General features: G+C 72.4%; 16 protein-coding genes. 10 read left to right on the forward strand and 6 right to left on the reverse strand.

The window, feature by feature from the left end; genetic code table 11:
• The first annotated feature begins 118 nt into the window (after positions 1 to 118).
• Complete coding sequence (locus tag QMK28_RS09380) at positions 119 to 700, forward strand: Uma2 family endonuclease (protein WP_326436580.1); 582 nt, start codon at positions 119 to 121, stop codon at positions 698 to 700.
• Between the two features lie 118 nt (positions 701 to 818).
• Here the strand turns inward: QMK28_RS09380 and ychF are convergent, their stop codons facing one another.
• Positions 819 to 1,907 (reverse strand): redox-regulated ATPase YchF, encoded by a 1,089-nt coding sequence (ychF, locus tag QMK28_RS09385; RefSeq protein ID WP_326436581.1) that lies wholly within the window; start codon positions 1,905 to 1,907, stop codon positions 819 to 821.
• Between the two features lie 460 nt (positions 1,908 to 2,367).
• Here ychF and QMK28_RS09390 point away from each other — a divergent pair, with 460 nt between their 5' ends.
• Positions 2,368 to 3,033 carry a DUF6542 domain-containing protein gene (locus QMK28_RS09390; RefSeq protein WP_326436582.1) on the forward strand — a complete coding sequence of 222 codons (666 nt, stop codon included), beginning with the start codon at positions 2,368 to 2,370 and terminating at the stop codon, positions 3,031 to 3,033.
• On the opposite strand, the gene ppgK is transcribed toward QMK28_RS09390, so the two are convergent.
• Together ppgK and QMK28_RS09400 are read right to left on the reverse strand one after the other, a co-directional pair.
• Positions 3,030 to 3,812 (reverse strand): polyphosphate--glucose phosphotransferase, encoded by a 783-nt coding sequence (gene ppgK / locus QMK28_RS09395; protein ID WP_326436583.1) that lies wholly within the window; start codon positions 3,810 to 3,812, stop codon positions 3,030 to 3,032. The genes QMK28_RS09390 and ppgK overlap by 4 nt on opposite strands.
• A 233-nt stretch (positions 3,813 to 4,045) precedes the next feature.
• On the reverse strand, positions 4,046 to 5,035 hold the full coding sequence (locus QMK28_RS09400) for a 4-hydroxy-3-methylbut-2-enyl diphosphate reductase (protein ID WP_326436584.1): 990 nt from the start codon (positions 5,033 to 5,035) through the stop codon (positions 4,046 to 4,048).
• A gap of 281 nt (positions 5,036 to 5,316) precedes the next feature.
• Between QMK28_RS09400 and QMK28_RS09405 the strand changes: the two genes are divergently transcribed.
• The 4 genes from QMK28_RS09405 (at position 5,317) to QMK28_RS09420 (ending at position 9,220) form a co-directional block, all read left to right on the forward strand.
• The gene (locus tag QMK28_RS09405) at positions 5,317 to 6,726 is read left to right on the forward strand and encodes an APC family permease (RefSeq protein WP_326436585.1); all 1,410 of its coding nucleotides are present in this window, start codon (positions 5,317 to 5,319) and stop codon (positions 6,724 to 6,726) included.
• A gap of 9 nt (positions 6,727 to 6,735) precedes the next feature.
• Positions 6,736 to 7,944, forward strand: coding sequence for an exodeoxyribonuclease VII large subunit (xseA, locus tag QMK28_RS09410; RefSeq protein WP_326436586.1), 1,209 nt, complete (start codon positions 6,736 to 6,738; stop codon positions 7,942 to 7,944).
• Between the two features lie 168 nt (positions 7,945 to 8,112).
• Positions 8,113 to 8,358, forward strand: a complete 246-nt coding sequence (locus QMK28_RS09415) for an exodeoxyribonuclease VII small subunit (protein ID WP_326436587.1) — start codon at positions 8,113 to 8,115, stop codon at positions 8,356 to 8,358.
• A gap of 268 nt (positions 8,359 to 8,626) precedes the next feature.
• Positions 8,627 to 9,220, forward strand: a complete 594-nt coding sequence (locus QMK28_RS09420) for a malonic semialdehyde reductase (protein ID WP_326436588.1) — start codon at positions 8,627 to 8,629, stop codon at positions 9,218 to 9,220.
• A gap of 123 nt (positions 9,221 to 9,343) precedes the next feature.
• On the opposite strand, the gene QMK28_RS09425 is transcribed toward QMK28_RS09420, so the two are convergent.
• Complete coding sequence (locus QMK28_RS09425) at positions 9,344 to 9,838, reverse strand: DUF4245 domain-containing protein (RefSeq protein WP_443050604.1); 495 nt, start codon at positions 9,836 to 9,838, stop codon at positions 9,344 to 9,346.
• A gap of 334 nt (positions 9,839 to 10,172) precedes the next feature.
• Here QMK28_RS09425 and glpX point away from each other — a divergent pair, with 334 nt between their 5' ends.
• A complete protein-coding gene (glpX, locus tag QMK28_RS09430) occupies positions 10,173 to 11,204 on the forward strand; it encodes a class II fructose-bisphosphatase (RefSeq protein WP_326436590.1) in 1,032 nt (343 codons plus the stop codon).
• Positions 11,205 to 11,329: 125 nt separating this feature from the next.
• On the opposite strand, the gene QMK28_RS09435 is transcribed toward glpX, so the two are convergent.
• Positions 11,330 to 11,650, reverse strand: coding sequence for a WhiB family transcriptional regulator (locus QMK28_RS09435; protein WP_326436591.1), 321 nt, complete (start codon positions 11,648 to 11,650; stop codon positions 11,330 to 11,332).
• A gap of 490 nt (positions 11,651 to 12,140) precedes the next feature.
• The gene (locus QMK28_RS09440; protein ID WP_443050608.1) at positions 12,141 to 12,866 is read right to left on the reverse strand and encodes a DUF1707 SHOCT-like domain-containing protein; all 726 of its coding nucleotides are present in this window, start codon (positions 12,864 to 12,866) and stop codon (positions 12,141 to 12,143) included.
• Positions 12,867 to 13,189: 323 nt separating this feature from the next.
• On the opposite strand from QMK28_RS09440, the gene QMK28_RS09445 reads away from it, so the two are divergent.
• The 3 genes from QMK28_RS09445 (at position 13,190) to QMK28_RS09455 (ending at position 19,695) form a co-directional block, all read left to right on the forward strand.
• Positions 13,190 to 14,869 carry a fumarate hydratase gene (locus QMK28_RS09445; protein ID WP_326436592.1) on the forward strand — a complete coding sequence of 560 codons (1,680 nt, stop codon included), beginning with the start codon at positions 13,190 to 13,192 and terminating at the stop codon, positions 14,867 to 14,869.
• Between the two features lie 168 nt (positions 14,870 to 15,037).
• Positions 15,038 to 17,977, forward strand: coding sequence for a DEAD/DEAH box helicase (locus QMK28_RS09450; RefSeq protein WP_326436593.1), 2,940 nt, complete (start codon positions 15,038 to 15,040; stop codon positions 17,975 to 17,977).
• Positions 17,974 to 19,695: an SWIM zinc finger family protein gene (locus tag QMK28_RS09455; RefSeq protein WP_326436594.1), complete on the forward strand. Its 1,722-nt coding sequence runs from the start codon at positions 17,974 to 17,976 to the stop codon at positions 19,693 to 19,695. The genes QMK28_RS09450 and QMK28_RS09455 overlap by 4 nt, the downstream gene beginning before the upstream one ends.
• The last annotated feature ends 16 nt before the right edge of the window (positions 19,696 to 19,711 follow it).

Consider the following 19,711-nt stretch of genomic DNA (forward strand, 5'->3'; position numbering starts at 1 on the left):
CCCCTTCTGGGCTCAAAATCAGCACAGGCGGGAGATGCCATCGGGGCTCGGCTACGGGGATGGTTCCAGCGTTGACGATCTCGTGGCCCGGACCCGTCCGAGTCGCTACGGTTGAGCCATGACCGCACTGCCCGACTGGATGCGCCCGCCGCGCACGGAAGGCTGGTTCGCGGAGGATCTGGACCGCCTCCCCGAGGCACCACGCCACACCGAGCTGATCGACGGAGCCCTCGTCTTCATGATGTCCCCGCAGCGGTGGTGGCACGGCCACCTCGTCACCATGCTCACCGTCGCCCTCATGCAGCAGGCACCCGCCGACGCCAGGGTCGGCCGCGAGATGACCATCAAGCTCGATGAGCGCAACCGGCCTGAGCCGGATCTGCTGGTGACGACGGCCGACTACGACGGTGATCGCACCTGGTTCGCCCCGAACGAGGTACGACTCGCCATCGAGGTCGTCTCCCCCGAGTCCGCCCACCGGGACCGCACGGTAAAGCTTCGCAAGTACGCGGAGGCCGGCATCCCGCACTACTGGTGCATCGAGGACGAGGACGGAGCACCCGTCGTCCACGTCTACGAACTCGACGAGCCGACCCGCTCCTACGCGCCCGCCGGCATCTTCCGAGGCTCGCTCCAGCGCCCGGTGCCCTTCGACATCAGCCTCGACCTGGACAAGCTCACCCCGCCCCGAAGTACCTGAGAGTCAGCACCAAGCCGGCACGCCGGCATGGGAACACGGAAGGGGTCGGGCTCACCGGAGCCCGACCCCTTCTGAACTGCGCGCTAGACGCATTACGTAGCGGGCAGCAACGATGCCGTCACACGTTGAAGCGGAACTCCACGACGTCGCCGTCCTGCATGACGTAGTCCTTGCCCTCCATGCGGGCCTTGCCCTTCGCGCGGGCCTCCGGGATGGAGCCGGTCTCGACGAGGTCGGCGAAGGAGACGATCTCGGCCTTGATGAAGCCCTTCTGGAAGTCGGTGTGGATCACACCGGCCGCCTCGGGGGCCGTCGCGCCCTTCTTGATGGTCCAGGCGCGGGCCTCCTTCGGGCCTGCTGTGAGGTAGGTCTGGAGGCCGAGGATGGCGAAGCCGACGCGGCCCAGGGTGGCGAGGCCGGGCTCTTCCTGGCCCATGGACTGGAGGAGTTCGAGGGACTCCTCGTCGTCCAGCTCGATCAGCTCGGACTCGATCTTGGCGTTGAGGAAGATCGCCTCGGCCGGGGCGACCAGGGCGCGCTGCTCGTCCTTGAACTCCTCGTCGACCAGTTCGTCCTCGTCCACGTTGAAGACGTAGAGGAAGGGCTTGGTGGTGAGCAGGTGCAGCTCGTGCAGCAGGCGGCCCTGCTCGGTGTCGGCGGTGATGCCCGCGGAGAAGAGCGTGCGGCCCTCTTCGAGGATCTTCTGGGCCGCCTCGACGGCCGCGAGGACGGCGACCTTCTCCTTCTGGAGGCGGGACTCCTTCGTCAGCCTCGGGATGGCCTTCTCGACGGACTGCATGTCGGCGAGGATCAGCTCGGTGTCGATCGTCTCGATGTCGTCCTTGGGCGAGACCTTGCCGTCGACGTGGACGACGTTCTCGTCCTTGAAGGCGCGGATGACCTGGCAGATCGCGTCGGACTCACGGATGTTCGCGAGGAACTTGTTGCCCAGGCCCTCGCCCTCCGAGGCGCCGCGGACGATGCCCGCGATGTCGACGAAGTCGACGGTCGCCGGGAGCAGCTTCTGCGAGCCGAAGATGTCGGCGAGCACCTTCAGGCGCGGGTCGGGGACGCCGACGACGCCGACGTTCGGCTCGATGGTGGCGAACGGGTAGTTGGCCGCCAGCACGTCGTTCTTGGTCAGGGCGTTGAAAAGGGTCGACTTGCCGACATTCGGCAGACCGACGATTCCGATCGTGAGCGACACGTGGCGACTTCCCGTAGCGAGAGCGAGGTGGACCGGCCCCGGGGGGGACCGATCCCCCAGTTTACGGGCCGGGGAGGCGGCCTCGGCCAGCCCTTCCTGGAGCCCTTCCCGCAGCTCTTCCTGTGAGGGCGGTGGAGGGCTGGTCGGGGCAGGGCGGATAAGGGCGGAGGGCGGGGCTGACAGGGGCGGGGCAAGGCTCGCCGGGGCAGGGACCGGGTTCCGCCGAGGGCGAGGGCAGGGTTCCGCCGGAGGCGGGAGCAGGGTTCGCCGGGGCACAGGCCGGTTCCGCCATCGCCCCCGCGCGCTCCCCCGCACTCCCCGCACGCCCCCGTAACCCGCCCGCCATGTCACTCGCCGTATCACCCGCCACATCGCCCGTCCTCTCGAACTCACAACCAAGGTCGTCCAAAGGGCGTGTCCAACGTCGGATTAATCCCACTTAGCGGCCTACCGTGGCTCGGTGGAGCGACACGAAGCGCGTACGTCTCAGTCCGGCCCCCGCGGCGCGGCCCGTAACACCGGCGAGAGCACCGGCGACCCGGCCGGCCCGGCGTCCCGGCTGTCCCGGCCCGTGGCGCCCGGGTCCGGCACCGTCTACCGGGCGCGGCCCAGGACCGCCGCCCGCAATCTGCTCGGTCCGCTCGACCGGCTGCCCGCGCCCCGGCTCACCGGGCTCGGCGGCGGGCTGCTCGCCATACTGGCGATGCTGGTCATCGGCGGCCTGGACGAGCTGCTGCTGAACGGCTCGGCCGGCGCGTACGGCCTGTGCTTCCTGGCGGCGAGTGTGGCGATCGGGCTGTGGGTGCGGCCGACCGAGCTCATCGCGGCGCCGATCGCCATGCCGATCGCGTTCACCCTCGGGCTGCTGCCGATCAGCGAGGGCGGCGGGATCGGCAGCCGGCTGATGGGCGTCTTCACCTCGCTGGCGCTCAACGCGGGCTGGCTCTACGCCGGGACGCTGTTCGCCGTGCTGGTGGTGATCGCGCGCAAGGTGGCGCTCGTCGCGCAGCGGCAGGCAGGGAAGGGCGGCGGTCGCCGCGGCCGGTCCGCCCGGGGCGCGCGCGGAGGGCGGCCGGGGCGCGCGCGGAGGGCGGCCGGGGCGGGCCGGGCCGGGCCGGTCGGCTAAGCGGGCCGGGCGGGACGGGCAGTCCCGGCGGAAGCGGCAGACCGCGCGGCCATAGCCGCGCCGACGATCCCCGCGTTGTTCTGCAGCTCGGCGGGGACCACCTCGGCCTTGATCCCCTCGATCAGCGGGAGGAACTTGTCCGCCTTGCGGCTCACCCCGCCGCCGATCACGAACAGCTCGGGCGAGAAGAGCATCTCCACATGGGCCAGGTACTTCCGCACCCGGTGCGCCCAGTGGTGCCAGCTCAGCTCCTCGTCCTCCTTGGCCTTGGTCGAGGCGTGCTTCTCGGCGTCGTGGCCGTGCAGCTCAAGGTGGCCCAGTTCGGTGTTGGGCAGCAGCCGGCCGTCGGTGAAGACCGCGCTGCCGATGCCGGTGCCCAGGGTCAGCAGGATGACGGTGCCGGTGCGCCCGCGGCCCGCGCCGAAGGACATCTCGGCGATTCCGGCCGCGTCGGCGTCGTTGAGCAGCGTCACCGGCAGACCCAGCCGGTCGGAGATCAGCGAGCGGGCGTCCCGGTCGATCCAGGACTTGTCGACGTTGGCGGCGGTGCGGGTCACGCCGTCGACGACCACGCCGGGGAAGGTCACCCCGACCGGTCCCGACCAGCCGAAGTGCTCGACCACCTGCCGCACGCCGTCCAGGACCGCCTCCGGCGTCGCCGGGTGCGGAGTGAGCACCTTGTGGCGCTCCTCGGCCAGCGCGCCGCGCTCCAGATCGACCGGGGCTCCCTTGATGCCGGATCCGCCGATGTCCACGCCGAAGATATTCGTAGCGTTCATGGGGACACGCTAGGGCCTGTCCCGGGTTCGCGGCTGGATCAGGGAGCGGGGCGTGGTGCGTGCGATCGCAAGGCGCCGGGATGCCCCCGATGGGGGTCCCCCCTGGACGGAGCTTGCCGGAGTCCTTGGGGGAGGAGCTACTAGGGCATTTCGGCAACGCCGCGAGCGTGCGTGCCACGCCCCGCGAGCCCAGCCGGAAACCCGGAACAGGCCCTGAGGCGCGGGACGCGCCGTCACCCCTCGGACGCCGCGGCCGCTTCCGCCCGCAGGTCCCGGCGCAGGTCCTTGGGCAGCGAGAAGGTGATGCTCTCCTTCATCGGCTGGACCACCTCGACGTCGACGTATCCGCGCTCCGCGAGCCACTCGATGACGCCGTCGACCAGGATCTCCGGCACGGACGCGCCCGAGGTGAGGCCGACCGTGGTGACGCCTTCGAGCCACGCCTCGTCGATCTCGTCGGCGTAGTCGACCAGGTGGCCGGTCTTCGCGCCGGCGCCGATCGCGACCTCGACGAGCCGCACCGAGTTGGAGGAGTTCTTCGACCCGACGACGATGACGAGGTCGGACTCGGCGGCGATCTGCTTCACCGCGACCTGGCGGTTCTGCGTGGCGTAGCAGATGTCGTCGCTGGGCGGGCTGATGAGCTGCGGGAAGCGCTCCTTGAGCGCGTCGACCGTCTCCATGGTCTCGTCGACCGAGAGCGTGGTCTGCGAGAGCCAGACGACCTTGGACTCGTCCCGGACGGCGACGTTGGGCACGTCGCCGGGGCCGTCGACCAGGGTGATCCGCTCGGGGGCCTCGCCGGCCGTGCCGACGACTTCCTCGTGGCCTTCGTGGCCGATGAGCAGGATGTCGTAGTCCTCGTCGGCGAACCGGACGGCTTCCTTGTGGACCTTGGTGACGAGCGGGCAGGTCGCGTCGATGGTCGCGAGCTTGCGCTGCGCGGCCTCCTCGTGGACGACGGGGGCCACGCCGTGCGCGGAGAACATCACGATGGAGCCCTCGGGCACCTCCTCCGTCTCCTCGACGAAGATCGCGCCCTTCCGCTCCAGGGTCTGCACGACGTATTTGTTGTGGACGATTTCCTTGCGCACGTAGATCGGTGCGCCGTACTGCTCCAGAGCTTTCTCGACGGCGATCACGGCACGGTCCACGCCCGCGCAGTAGCCCCGGGGGGCAGCGAGCAGGACACGGCGGGCGGTCGTAGCAGTCATGCCGTCCATCGTACGGGTCGGCGTCCGTGCGGCACATCGCCCTCCCGGTGGACCTCCGGAGGCGGAGGCGGGGCCGGGCGAGCGGCCCCGGCGCGCCCCGGCGGCGGCGGGCCGGGAGTGCCGGAAGCTGGTGGGCGCGTCCCGCCGGGCGGTCACCACCGGCCGGCGGGCGACCGACAGCCTCCGGCGGGCGAGTGCCCGCCGGCCGACACACCGCTGAGCGCCCGGTATCGCGGCGGCCGTCCGCACCGAGCCGATGGACCAGCGCCGACCAGCGAGGAGGCCCCGCCATGACCGCACCGGTCACACCCGCCGAGCCGAACGAGCCGATCGAGCCGTCCGGGCCGGCCGCCGCCGAGAGCACTCTGAAGCGCACTCTGACCTTCCGGGACCTGATCGTCTACGGGTTGCTGTTCATCGCCCCGATGGCGCCGGTGGGCATCTTCGGCACCCTCGACGCGAAGTCGCACGGCGCCGTCGCCCTCGTCTACCTGGTGGCGACCGTCGCGATGGCCTTCACCGCCTACTCGTACGCGCAGATGGTGCGTGTCGCCCCGCAGGCCGGGTCCGTCTTCACGTACGCGCGGCTGGGGCTCGGCGAGGGGGCGGGGTTCGTCGCCGGGTGGATGGCGATGCTCGACTACCTGCTGATCCCGGCGGTCGCGTATCTCTTCTCCGGCATCGCGATGCACGCGCTGGTGCCCTCGGTGTCGCAGTGGGTGTGGACGGCGCTCGCCGTCGTCGTCACGACCGGGCTCAACCTGTGGGGCGTACGGGCCGCCGCGAAGGTCGGCTTCCTGGTGCTGGCCCTGGAGATCGCGGTGCTGCTGATCTTCGTGGTGTCGGCCGTCGTGGTGCTGGCCGCCGACGGCGCGCAGCGCGGCTGGCTGTCGCCGCTGACCGGCGAGGGCGCGTTCTCGATGACGGCGGTGCTGGGCGCGGTGTCGGTCGCGGTGCTGTCGTATCTCGGCTTCGACGCGATCGCCTCGTTCGCGGAGGAGGCGCTCGGCGGCTCGGCCCGGGTGGCGCGGGCCGTGCTCACCTGTCTGGTGGCGGCGGGCGTGCTGTTCGTCGCGCAGACGTATCTGGCCGGGCTGCTCGCGCCGATGTCGGCGGCCGAGCTGGCCGCCGAGCCGGCGACGCAGGGGTCCGCGTTCTACGACACGGTGGACTCCTCGGTCGGCTCCTGGCTGCACGACCTGGTCGCGGTGAGCAAGGCGATCGGTGCGGCCTTCGCGGCGCTGGCCGGGCAGGCGGCGGCCGGGCGGCTGCTGTTCGCGATGGCGCGGGAGCGGCGGCTGCCGGCTCTGCTGTCCAAGGTGAACGGCGCGAGCGGGGTGCCGCGCCGGGCGCTGCTGCTCTCGGCGGCGGTGACCCTGATCGCGGCGGTGTGGGCGGCCCGCCGGGACGACGGTCTGGACCGGCTGGTCTCGGTGGTGGACATCGGCGCGCTGACCGCTTTCACGCTGCTGCACGCGTCCGTGGTCGGCTGGTTCTGGGTCCGCAAGCGGTCCGGCGCCCCGAACGCCTTCAAGCACCTGGTGCTCCCGGTGCTCGGCATGGCGGTGACGATCGCGGTGATCGTGGAAGCGTCGGAAGTGGCGCAAGTGGTCGGAGCGATCTGGTTCGCGGTGGGGCTGGCCGTCCTCGCCGTACAGCGCGGGCGGCGCGGCGGGCGCACTGTCGGTACCGGCGGATAGCCTCTGCGTATGGCTGCGAACACGTCCGCGGAAGCGCCGATCCCGGTCGGCGAGGTGTCCCGGATGATCGGGGGGTGGATCGACCGGCTCGGGCCGGTGTGGGTGGAGGGGCAGATCACCCAGCTGTCCCGGCGACCGGGCGCCGGGGTGGTGTTCCTGACGCTGCGCGACCCTTCGTACGACATCTCGCTGAGCGTGACGTGTTTCCGCGCCGTCTTCGACAAGATCGCGGACACCGTCTCGGAGGGCGCGCGGGTCGTCGTGCACGCGAAACCGGAGTGGTACGCGCCGCGCGGCCAGCTCTCGCTGCGCGCGGCCGAGATCCGGCCGGTCGGCGTCGGCGAGCTGCTGGCGCGGTTGGAGCAGCTGAGGAAGAGCCTCGCGGCGGAGGGGCTGTTCGCGCTCGACCGGAAGAAGCCGCTGCCCTTCCTCCCGCAGCTCATCGGGCTGGTCTGCGGCCGCGCCTCGGCCGCCGAGCGCGATGTGCTGGAGAACGCCCGGCTGCGCTGGCCCGCGGTCCGCTTCGAGGTGCGCAACGTCCCGGTGCAGGGCGTGCGCGCGGTGTCTGAGGTGACCGACGCCGTCAAGGAGCTGGACGCCAGGCCGGACGTCGACGTGATCATCGTGACGCGCGGCGGCGGCAGCGTCGAGGACCTGCTGCCGTTCTCCGACGAGCAGCTGATCCGGGCGGTGGCCGCGTGCGGCACGCCGGTCGTCTCCGCGATCGGCCATGAACCCGACTCCCCGCTGCTCGACCTGGTCGCCGACCTGCGCGCGTCCACGCCGACGGACGCGGCGAAGAAGGTCGTGCCGGACGTGGGCGAGGAGCTGGCCCGTATCCAGCAGTTGCGCGAGCGGGCGCTGCGTACGGTCACCGGGCTGCTGGACCGCGAGGAGCGGGGGCTGGCCTCGGCGCTGGGGCGGCCTTCCATGGAGCGGCCGCAGACGATGGTGGCCGAGCGCGAGCAGCAGGTCTCCGCGCTGCTGGAGCGCGGCCGGCGCACGCTCGGGCATCTGCTGGACCGGGCCGACTCGGAGCTGTCGCACACCCGCGCGCGGGTGCTCGCCCTCTCCCCGGCCGCCACGCTGCAACGCGGCTACGCGGTGTTGCAGCGGGCGGACGGCGAGGTGGTCAGGGCGGCGGACGAGGTCGCGCCGGACGAGGAGCTGCGCGCCCGGGTCGCGGAGGGCGGCTTCACGGTGCGGGTGCTGCCCTGAGGAGGCGGCGGGGGCTTCCCGCCGCATCCCGATCACCGCTCCCCGCCGTACAGCCGCGATGTCGTTTTCAGACCCCAGACTTCAGAGCCCCACACCCCAGAGCCCCACACCCCAGAGCCCCAGAGCCCCAGACTTCAGACTTCAGACTTCAGACCCAGGGTGGTTCCCATGAGCAAGACGGACGAGAAGTCCACCGACTCGACGCTCGGCTACGAGCAGGCCAGGGACGAGCTGATCGAGGTCGTGCGCCGCCTGGAGACGGGCGGCACGACCCTTGAGGAGTCGTTGGCCCTGTGGGAGCGCGGGGAGGAGCTGGCCAAGGTGTGCCGTCGGTGGCTGGACGGCGCGCGGGCCCGGCTGGACGCGGCTCTCGCCGAGTCGAAGGACCGGGCGGCGGACCCCACGGAGGGCTGAGCGGGGAAGGCTGAGCGCGGCAGGCTGCGCCCGGCCCGACGACGGCGCTGCTCAGAGCCCCGGTCACACCCTGGTCAGGCCCCGCTCAGGGGCCGGTCAGGCCCCGATCACACCCGCTCGGGGACCGCCCAGGGACCCGTCAGCCCCCCGTACGCACTGCGGCGTGTGAAGCGGAGCACACTGCCCCAGTTTTAGTTGAATCTTAATCTAGTCGGCGTAGGCTGATGCGTAGCCCCATCGGTTCGCACGCTCTCAGAAGGTTGTACGCATGTCTCTCGTACTCGACCCCGCCGCCCAGGACCTGCTGTTCCGCGAGGCCCGCACCGCCAACACGTTCACCGACGAGCCGGTGACCGACGAGCAGGTCCAGGCGATCTACGACCTGGTCAAGTACGCGCCGACCGCCTTCAACCAGTCGCCGCTGCGCGTCGTCCTGGTCCGCTCCCCCGAGGCCCGCGAGCGCCTCGTGTCGCACATGGCCGCGGGCAACCAGCCGAAGACCGCCGCCGCCCCGCTGGTCGCGATCCTCGCCACCGACCACGAGTTCCACCAGGAGCTCCCGCAGCTGCTCCCGCACGCCCCGGGCATCGCCGACGCGTTCTTCTCCGAGCGCTCGGTCCGCGAGCAGGCCGGCACCTTCAACGCCTCGCTGCAGGCCGGCTACTTCATCCTGGGCATCCGCGCCGCCGGTCTGGCCGCGGGTCCGATGACGGGCTACGACCCGGCGGGCATCGACAAGGAGTTCTTCGGCGACGGCGACCACTCCGTGCTGACCGTCGTCAACATCGGCAAGCCGGGCGACGACGCCTGGTTCGCGCGCTCCCCGCGGCTGGCCTACGACGAGGTCGTCAGCACCGTCTGACCCTCCCGAACCAGCGCCCGACCCACTGCGGCGGGACCGCGCGGCTCCCCGGACCGGGGGGCCCGCGGTTCAGTCGCGGCGACGCGGCGAGGCGTCACCAGCGGGCGCCGCCGGCCGTCGTGCTCAGGTCTTCTTCACCTTGAGCGCGGCGGCCAGTTTCGCGAGTTCGGCGTGCGGCACGGTACCGGTGACCACCGTGGTGACCCCGGGCTCCGCGCGCACCAGCGCGTTGTACTGCGAGCCCTGGTAGCGGTCCCACTTCACGCCGCCGATCCGCTCGACGACGTCCGTTTTGCGCGCGCCCTGGGTGACGGTCGCGATGAACTTCTTCGCCGGTCCGTCGCTCTGCTCGACGGCCGCGTACTCCTTGTCCTGGTCCAGGAAGCCCAGGTGCCAGACCGCGCCGTCCGGGCTCTGGCCGTTGTACGAGACCGAGGTGGCCCGCCAGCCCTTCGGCGTGCTCTCGGGCGCGGCCACCGCGTAGGGCGCCGCGCGCCGGGCCGTGTCCACCTCCACCCGGTAGCTGACCGGCTTGACCGGGTCCTTGTTCTCATCGTGCGGGATGAAGACGTAGATGCCCGCTACGACGGCGCCGATGACCGCCATCGACAACACCATGTCCCGCACCGTCTGCCTACCGCGCTTAGCTGCCACCCCCCTATCGTCCCCCACGCGCCGAGCCGTACGGAGTCCGGGGGCCCAGCCGCGTGGATGCCGCCGGTCCGGCCGCGCGGATGCCGCCGGTCCCGTCGATCGGGCGCCGCCGGTCCGGCCGACCCGCCCGAGCGGCCGGCTTCTCGCCCCTCAGCAGCGGACTTCTCGCCGCTCATGCGTGGGGCCCTCTGCTCACTTTGACGATGAACCGATAAAGTCGGCAGCACCCTCACCCTCCTCGCAGCCATCGGGGGAGCGTGGCCCACCCGGCCGTCGCCGTACAGAAAGGTGCGTTCCGATGTCCGAGCACCACTTGCCTTCCCAGCTCGAAGTAAGCCCCGAGGCTCCTGACCGGAACCTCGCTCTGGAGCTCGTCCGGGTCACCGAGGCGGGCGCCATGGCGTCCGGCCGGTGGGTGGGACGCGGCGACAAGAACGGCGCCGACGGCGCCGCGGTCAAGGCCATGCGTTCGCTCGTCGGCACCGTCTCGATGAACGGCGTCGTCGTCATCGGCGAAGGCGAGAAGGACGAAGCCCCGATGCTCTACAACGGAGAGCGGATCGGGGACGGGACCGGCCCCGAGTGCGACGTGGCCGTGGACCCCGTGGACGGCACCACGCTGACCGCCAAGGGCATGGCCAACGCCGTGTCCGTGCTGGCCGTCGCCGAGCGCGGCACCATGTTCGACCCGTCAGCGGTCTTCTACATGGAAAAGCTCGTCACCGGCCCCGAGGCCGCCGACTTCGTCGACATCAACGCGTCCGTCGCGGTCAACATCCGGCGCGTCGCCAAGGCGAAGCACAGCTCGCCCGAGGACATCACCGTGATGATCCTCGACCGCCCCCGGCACGACGGCATCGTGAAGGAGATCCGGGAGACCGGCGCCCGGATCAAGTTCATCACCGACGGCGACGTGGCCGGCGCGATCATGGCCGTACGCGAAGGCGCCGGCGTGGACCTGCTGCTCGGCATCGGCGGCACGCCCGAGGGCATCATCGCGGCCTGCGCGATCAAGTGCCTGGGCGGCACCATCCAGGCGAAGCTGTGGCCGAAGGACGAGGCGGAGCGGCAGCGGGCGATCGACGCGGGCCACGACCTGGACCGAGTCCTGCACACCAACGACCTGGTCAGCGGCGAGAACGTGTTCTTCGTCGCGACCGGGATCACGGACGGCGAACTGCTGCGCGGTGTGCGGTACGGCAGCGAGAGCGCCACCACTCAGTCGCTGGTGATGCGCTCCAAGTCCGGCACCATCCGGCAGATCGACTCCACCCACCGGCTGTCGAAGCTGCGCGCGTACAGCTCGGTCGATTTCGAGCGCGCCCGCTGAGCACGGCGACCGTGACGGCGTGACGCGAGCGGCCGGCGCGACAGCCGCGAGAACAGCACGAGCGAACCGGGGCTCCACCGATCAGGTGGGGCCCCGGCCCGTCGGCCACGTGTACCTCCGCCCCCTTATCCAGCGGCGGCGATCCGCGTGGTGCGTTGTATCTCGGCTTCCCGGCGCCGGCGGCGAGCCTGTACGACTCGACGCTCGGCTGCGGTCAGTCCTCCCCAGACGCCGTACGGCTCCGGCTGGACGAGTGCGTGTTCCTGGCACTCGACCATGACCGGGCAGCGCGCGCAGACCCGTTTTGCGGCCTCCTCGCGCGACAGCCGTGCGGCCGTCGGCTCCTTCGACGGGGCGAAGAACAGCCCGGCTTCATCCCGGCGGCACACCGCCTCCGAGTGCCAGGGGCCGACCTGTTCCCGAGCATGCATTCGCTGGGAAGGCATGGCGGCGTCCTGCAGGGGCTGATGCGGTAGCAGCACGGTCTACTCCTGACGACGGCTTCGCGAAAGAGTCACCCTTGCCCGTCTCGCTGGTCACGACTATTCGCACTTGCAGCCGTACGAGACGATGGAGCAAGCCCTACCCGTTGCAAGGCACTTCATGCCGAGAGTGGCCATCCGTACGCGGAGTGTGTGCCCCGGAAATACGGAACTTTCGATTCCGCAGTCGGTTTCAGCACTGATTTCGCATAAAATCCCACCACTGGCCGGCGCGGGCCCGCCGACGGTCCGCCGAGGATCACACCTCCGCGAAATCAACGGTTACCAGCGGGACATGGTCCGGAAATCAACTTCCGGCCGCCGGGGCGGCGCGGGGCGGGCGGCGGACCGCCGCCGGGGCGCTCCGGGCCACCGGACCGCCGATGGGGTCCAACGTCCGAGCGGTCAGTGGGTCCGCAGCTCGAGCCCGCCGTCCGAGCCGCCGTCCGAGCCCTCAGCCGCCGAACTCCTTGCGCAGCCGGTCCCGCAGGTCGCGGACCCGCTTGCCCAGCTTCGGCTTCGCCTCGACGCCGCCGAAGACCGCGAAGCCGCTGACGACGATCACCGGCGCGTTCGGGTCGGGCGCCTCGTACGTCTTCACATCGAAGCCGCCGAAGATTCCGGTGCCGGTACCGCGCAGCGTGACGTTCTCCGGAACCAGGATGGCCACCCCGCCGAAGATCGCCGTCGCGTTGATGACGGTCTCCTGGCGCTCGAACACCGCCTCGGTCAGGTCGATCTCCACGCCGCCGAAGCACGCGAACGCGTTGGTGCGCGCGCCGACGCGCCAGCGGCCCTTGCGGGTCGCGGCGCCGAAGACCGCGATCAGGTTCTGCGCGGCGAGCGGGGTGCGGGAGTGCGGCGGGGCGTCGTCCGACGGGGAAGCCGCCCTGCCCGTACGGTCCGTGTCGCGGGCGGCCGGCAGATCGCGGACCAGCGGCTCCAGCTCGCCGAGGGTCTTGGCCCGGTAGGCCCCGTCGATCCGCTCGGAGTGCTCCGCGGCGCTCAGCCGCCCCTCCGCCAGCGCCTCCCGCAGAAGGTCCGCGACCCGGTCGCGGTCCGCGTCGGAGGCGCGGATCGCCGAGGAGGCGATGGCCGAGGACGCGACGTACGGGGCGGGCGCGCCGGCTGCCGAGGGCCCGGCCCCGGAAGGCTCGGCCTCCGCGACGGGCTTGGCCAGGGGCACGGGCTGCTGCTCTCGCTTCTGAAGCGACGACTCATCCACGCGCTCAGCGTACCCAAACGCGATAGATCGCGACTAGGCCCATCGCGTGCCGACTCGAAACCCGGCGGACGGCCGGCGGACGGCCCGAAGGAGGCCCGTCAGGAACCCGTCGGGAGCCCGCTGCGAGCCCGGCGGTCGGCCTGCCGGTCGGGCTTGCCGGCCCCCGCCGTGCGAGGTGAGCCTTACCTCACCGGCGCGACCGCACCAGCGGGTTCTACTCTGGACGATGCTGTCGAAGAAGCCAGCCGTAGTCGCCGCCCGAGTGAGGAATGGCCGTCATGCCCCCTGTCGCCCGCCCGACCCAACCCGAGTTCGCCTACACGGACCTCCTCCCGCTGGGCGAGGACGCCACCCCGTACCGGCTGGTGACCTCCGAGGGTGTGAGCACCATTGAGGCGGACGGCCGTACGTTCCTCAAGGTCGAGCCCGAAGCGCTGCGCAAGCTCGCCGCCGAGGCGATGCACGACATCTCGCACTACCTGCGCCCGGCCCACCTCACCCAGCTGCGCCGCATCCTGGACGACCAGGAGGCCAGCGCCAACGACCGCTTCGTGGCACTCGACCTGCTGAAGAACGCGAACATCGCGGCGGCCGGCGTGCTCCCGATGTGCCAGGACACCGGCACCGCCATCGTGATGGGCAAGCGCGGCCAGAACGTGCTGACCCGGGGCGGCGACGAGGAGGCGCTCTCGCGCGGCATCTTCGACGCGTACACCAAGCTGAACCTGCGCTACTCCCAGATGGCCCCGCTGACCATGTGGGACGAGAAGAACACCGGCACGAACCTGCCCGCGCAGATCGAGCTGTACGCGACCGACGGCGGCGCGTACAAGTTCCTCTTCATGGCCAAGGGCGGCGGCTCGGCCAACAAGTCCTTCCTCTACCAGGAGACGAAGGCCGTCCTCAACGAGGCCGGGATGATGAAGTTCCTGGAGGAGAAGATCCGCTCGCTGGGCACCGCGGCCTGCCCGCCGTACCACCTGGCGATCGTCGTCGGCGGCACCAGCGCCGAGTTCGCGATGAAGACCGCGAAGTACGCCTCCGCGCACTACCTGGACGAGCTGCCCGGCGAGGGTTCGCCGACCGGCCACGGCTTCCGGGACAAGGAGCTGGAGGAGAAGGTCTTCGAGCTGACGCAGCGGATCGGCATCGGCGCGCAGTTCGGCGGCAAGTACTTCTGCCACGACGTGCGGGTCGTCCGGCTGCCCCGGCACGGCGCGTCCTGCCCGGTCGCCATCGCGGTCTCCTGCTCCGCGGACCGGCAGGCCGTCGCGAAGATCACCGCCGAGGGCGTCTTCCTGGAGCAGCTGGAGACCGACCCCGCGCGCTTCCTGCCGGAGACGACGGACGAGCACCTCGACACGGACGTCGTGCAGATCGACCTGAACCGGCCGATGGACGAGATCCGCGCCGAGCTGACGAAGTACCCGGTCAAGACCCGGCTCTCGCTCACCGGCCCGCTGGTCGTCGCGCGCGACATCGCACACGCGAAGATCAAGGAGCGGCTGGACGCGGGCGAGGAGATGCCGCGGTACCTGCGCGACCACGCCGTCTACTACGCCGGCCCGGCCAAGACCCCCGAGGGCTACGCCTCCGGCTCCTTCGGCCCGACGACCGCGGGCCGGATGGACGCGTACGTCGAGCAGTTCCAGGCGGCCGGCGGCTCGCAGGTGATGCTGGCCAAGGGCAACCGCTCGCAGCAGGTCACCGACGCGTGCGGCGCGCACGGCGGCTTCTACCTCGGCTCCATCGGCGGCCCGGCCGCGCGGCTCGCGCAGGACTGCATCAAGAAGGTCGAGGTCCTGGAGTACGAGGAGCTGGGCATGGAGGCGGTCTGGAAGATCGAGGTCGAGGACTTCCCGGCGTTCATCGTGGTGGACGACAAGGGGAACGACTTCTTCGCGTCGATCGAGACCACGCCCACGATGCTGACGATTCCGGTCCGCCAGGGGGCGTAGCGCCGCGGCCCGGTCCCGTCGGCGCGCCCGCCGGCCCCCTGGCCCCCGTCCCGCTCTCCCGTCGACGGCCGTGCCGACTGTCAGACCTCGCTTCTAGACTCGGGGACCGTACGGAACGAAAAAGCGCGAGCGAAAAGCGCGCACGGGAACAGGAACGGGGCGGGAGCGATGGTGGCGCGACGCCCGCAGGTGAGCCCGGTCGGCGGGCTGGTGCGGTGCGCGGTGGTCTTCGTGCCGGCCGAGCTGCCGCGCGAGGGGCTGCTGGCGTTCTGGTCGCCCGAGGGCGACGAGCTCCCCGCGCGGCCGGGCGGGGGCGAGCCTGCCGCCGACGGGGCCGATGTGGTCAGCCGCTACGCCGTCGAGGAGCTGACGGTCGTACGGCGGCACGGCTCCGGCGTACGCAGCCGTACCGTCCCGGCCGTGCTGCTGTCCGTGGCCGAGGCCGTGCCGCTGCTGGTCCGCGCCCGGAACGAACCGGGCGCCCACCCAGCCGCCCGCTGCTGGGGCGCGGCGGCGCTGCACGCGCTGCACCTCGTGGCGCGCGGGCGGCTGCTGCCGGGGCTGACCGCCGCCGATCAGGACGCGTGGCGGGCCGGGCCGCTGGACGCCGAGGACACCGCGTACGTACGGGCCATCGCCGCCGCCATGCCCCCCGAGGCCCACGCGGCCCCGCTCGCCGGGCGCAAGCCCCTCCAGTTGCCCGACGCCGAGGCCCTGGTGCGGGCCTTCTTCGACGCGGTCGCCGACACGCTGCCGCGCACCCCGGCGGCGGCCCACGCGGTGGGAGCGCCCTTCGCGGCGCGCGAGCCGCAGCGGCTGCCGCACGCGCGCGGGTGGGCGGCCGAGGTCGCGGCGGGCATGGACGCCGGGGTGCGGGTCTCGCTGCGGCTGGACCTGAAGGCATCCGACTTGTTCGACATCGGGGAAGACCCAGAGCCAGACCCCGACGACGCCGAGGACGAGAACGGCGGCGGCGAGCGGCACGCGGGCGCCGCCATCGTCCAGGTGCACAGCCTCGCCGACCCGACGATCGTCATCGACGCGGCGGAGCTGTGGTCGGGCGGCGGCGGTGAGCACTTCGGGCCGCGCGTGCGGATCGACACCGCGCTGGCGCTGCGCCGGGCGGCCCGGCTGTGGGAGCCGCTGGGCCGGCTGCTGGAGCGGCCGGTGCCCGACGTGCTGCCGCTGTCCGAGGACGAGCTGTACGAGCTGCTGGGCGAGGTGTCGACCCGGCTGGGCGCGGCGGGGGTCGCCGTGCACTGGCCCAGGGACCTGGCCCGCACGCTGACCGCCACCGCCGTCGTGGGCGCCGCGCCCGGTTCCGCCACCGACGGCACGACCTTCTTCGACAGCGACGAACTCCTGAAGTTCAGCTGGCAGCTGGCGGTCGGCGGGGTGCCGCTCACCGAGGCGGAGATGGACGCGCTGGCCGAGGCCCACCGGCCGGTGGTGCGGCTGCGCGATCAGTGGGTGCTGGTCGATCCGCTGCTCGTGGGCAAGGCGCGCAAGCGCGAGTTGGGGCTGCTGGGCCCGGTCGACGCGCTGGCGCTCGCGCTGAGCGGCAGCGCGGAGGTGGACGGCGAGAGTGTCGAGGCCGTCCCGGTCGGCGCGCTGGCCGCCCTGCGCGAGCGGCTCATCGCGGGCGCGACGCCCCTCGCCCAGCCGGCCGGACTCGACGCGACGCTGCGCGACTACCAACTGCGCGGCCTCGGCTGGCTCGACCTGATGACCTCGCTGGGCCTGGGCGGCTGCCTCGCCGACGACATGGGCCTCGGCAAGACGATCACCGTCATCGCCCTCCACCTGCACCGCGCCCGCACCGCCCCGACGCTGGTGATCTGCCCCGCCTCGCTGCTCGGCAACTGGCAGCGCGAGATCGAGCGCTTCGCCCCCGGCACCCCGGTGCGCCGCTTCCACGGCGCGGGCCGCACCCTCGACGCCCCCGCCACCCTCGATGACACAGCAGGCCCGACCGGCACAACCGGCGGCTTCATCCTCACCACGTACGGCACGATGCGCGGCAGCGCCCCCGAACTGGCCGAGCACCGCTGGGGCATGGTCGTCGCCGACGAGGCGCAGCATGTGAAGAACCCGTACTCCTCGACCGCGAAGGCGCTGCGGACCATCCCCTCGCCCGCCCGCGTCGCGCTGACCGGCACGCCCGTGGAGAACAACCTCTCCGAGCTGTGGGCCCTCCTCGACTGGACCACGCCGGGCCTGCTCGGCCCGCTGAAGTCCTTCCGCGCCCGGCACGCCCGCGCGGTGGAGGGCGGCGAGGACGACGAGGCGACGGAGCGGCTGTCCCGTCTCGTGCGCCCGTTCCTGCTGCGCCGCAAGAAGTCCGACCCGGGCATCGCGCCCGAGCTGCCGCCCAAGACGGAGACCGACCACCCGGTCGCGCTCACCCGCGAACAGGCGTCTCTCTACGAGGCGGTCGTGCGCGAGACGATGGCGGTGATCGAGAGCGCGGAGGGCATCGCGCGGCGCGGGATGGTCATGAAGCTGCTGGCCGCGCTCAAGCAGATCTGCAATCACCCGGCGCAGTATCTGCGGGAGGGCTCGACGCGGCTGGTGGGCCGCTCGGGCAAGCTGGAACTGCTCGACGAGCTGCTGGACACGATCCTCGCCGAGGGCCGCGCGGTGCTGATCTTCACCCAGTACGTGTCGATGGCCCGGCTGCTCTCGGACCACCTGACCGCGCAGGGCATCTCGTCCCAACTCCTGCACGGGGGGACGCCGGTCCCCCGGCGCGAGGAGATGGTGGACCGCTTCCAGTCCGGCGAGATCCCGGTCTTCCTGCTCTCGCTGAAGGCCGCGGGCACGGGCCTCAATCTCACCCGCGCGGAACACGTCATCCACTTCGACCGCTGGTGGAACCCAGCGGTGGAGGAGCAGGCGACGGACCGCGCGTACCGCATCGGACAGCACCGGCCGGTCCAGGTCCACCGCCTGATCGCGGAGGGCACGGTCGAGGACCGCATCGCCGAGATGCTCGCGTCCAAGCGCGCGCTCGCCGACGCGGTGCTGGGCGACACCGGCGAGGCCGCCCTGACCGAGCTGAACGACCGCGATCTCGCGGACCTGGTGGCGCTGCGGAGGACGGGATGAGCACGGATCAGGACGTCCCGCGCGGCGAGGAGCCGGGCGAGGACCGGAGCGAGGGCGACGGGCCGGATGCGCGCACGCGCGAGCGGACGGGCGGAGCCCGAGCCAGCGATCAGGCCAGGGCAGGGATCGTCAGGGGGCGGCCCGGCAGGCGGGGCAGGCGGTCCGGAACGGATGGAGCGCGGACCGGCGAGCGGCCCGGTGGGGCCCGTACGGGTGCCGAGCGGGCCGACGGAGCTGGGAGCGGCGAAGCCCGTGCCGCCGCCCCGGCCGACGAGCCCCGTACCGCCGAGCGGCCCCGCGCCGCCGCGAGCGACGGGGCTACGAGCATCGGGGCCGCTACGGGTGACGGGGCCGCCCGAGCCCGTACCCGTGACGCGGCCGGCGCGGCCCGCACCCGCGAGGGGACCACCGGAGCCCGTACCCGCGCCCCGGCCGGAACGGCCGCCACCCGCCCCCCTGCCGACGCAGCCCGTACCGCCGACCGCCGCCGCACCTTCCCCGCGCTGGAGCCGATCGCGGGGCGCGGCGAGCGGCTCACCGAGAGCTGGTGGGGCGACGCGTGGGTAGCGGCCCTGGAGGAGATGTCGCTGGACGCCGGCCGGCTCAACCGGGGGCGGACCTACGCCCGCGCGGGCCACGTCGACGCGATCACCGTCGAGGCAGGCCGGATCATCGCGTATGTGCACGGCAGCAGGCCCCGCCCGTACCGCACCCAGATCCGGCTGCGGACGCTCACGGACGAGGAGTGGGACCGGTTCCTCGACGCGGCGGCGGCCCAGCCGGGCCATATCGCGGCGCTGCTGGACAAGGACATGCCGCACTCCCTGGTGGAGGCCGCGGCGGAAGCGGGCGTCTCGCTGCTGCCGGCCGCCGGGGACCTCGCGCCCGACTGCTCCTGCCCGGACGACGGCCATCCGTGCAAGCACGCCGCCGCCCTCTGCTACCAGTGCGCCCGGCTGCTGGACACGGACCCGTTCGTGCTGCTCCTGATGCGCGGCCGGGGCGAGCGCGAGCTGCTCGACGAGCTGGACCGGCGTAACGCGGTCCAGTCCGCCCGCGAGCGGCAGTCCGCGGCCGTGCTGCCCGGGGTGAACGCCCGCGAAGCGCTCGCGCCGCGCACGCTGCCGCCGCTCCCCGCCCCGATGCCGCCCGCCCCGCACCCGGGCCGGCCGCCCGCGTACCCCGGCGGCGGCGCGGGCGCCCCCGACCCGCTGGCCCTGGACCTGCTGGCCACGGACGCCACGGCCCGCGCGCACACCCTGCTGACCACCGGCGCGGACCCCCTCGCGGGCCTCACCCGCTGGCAGGACGCGGTCCGGCTGGCCGCCGCCCACCCCGGCTCCGGCCTCACCGCCGCGACCCGCGACCTGTACGCCTCACTGGCCAAGTCCAACGACCGCACGCCGCACGGCCTGGCCCGCGCGGCCGCCGCCTGGCTCCAGGGCGGCGCGGCGGGCCTGGCCGTACTGGAAACCCCCTGGGACCCCCCAGCCGGCAACTTCGACCGCGCCCGCAGCGCCCTGGCCGCCGCGGACCGGCCCCCCATGGCCATCTGGCGCAACCGCCTCACCAACCCCTCGGGAGTCATCCAACTCCGCTACGGCCAGGACGGCTTCTGGTACCCGTACCGCTCGGACAGGGGCCGGGACGACTGGTGGCCGGAGGGCGAGGCCGACCAGGACCCGGTGGGGGCGCTGACCTCGACGCTGCACGGGTAGCGGCGGCCCCTCCGCC

The sequence above is a fragment of the Streptomyces sp. H27-D2 genome (assembly GCF_035828615.1).
In the GTDB taxonomy this organism is placed as follows: domain Bacteria; phylum Actinomycetota; class Actinomycetes; order Streptomycetales; family Streptomycetaceae; genus Streptomyces.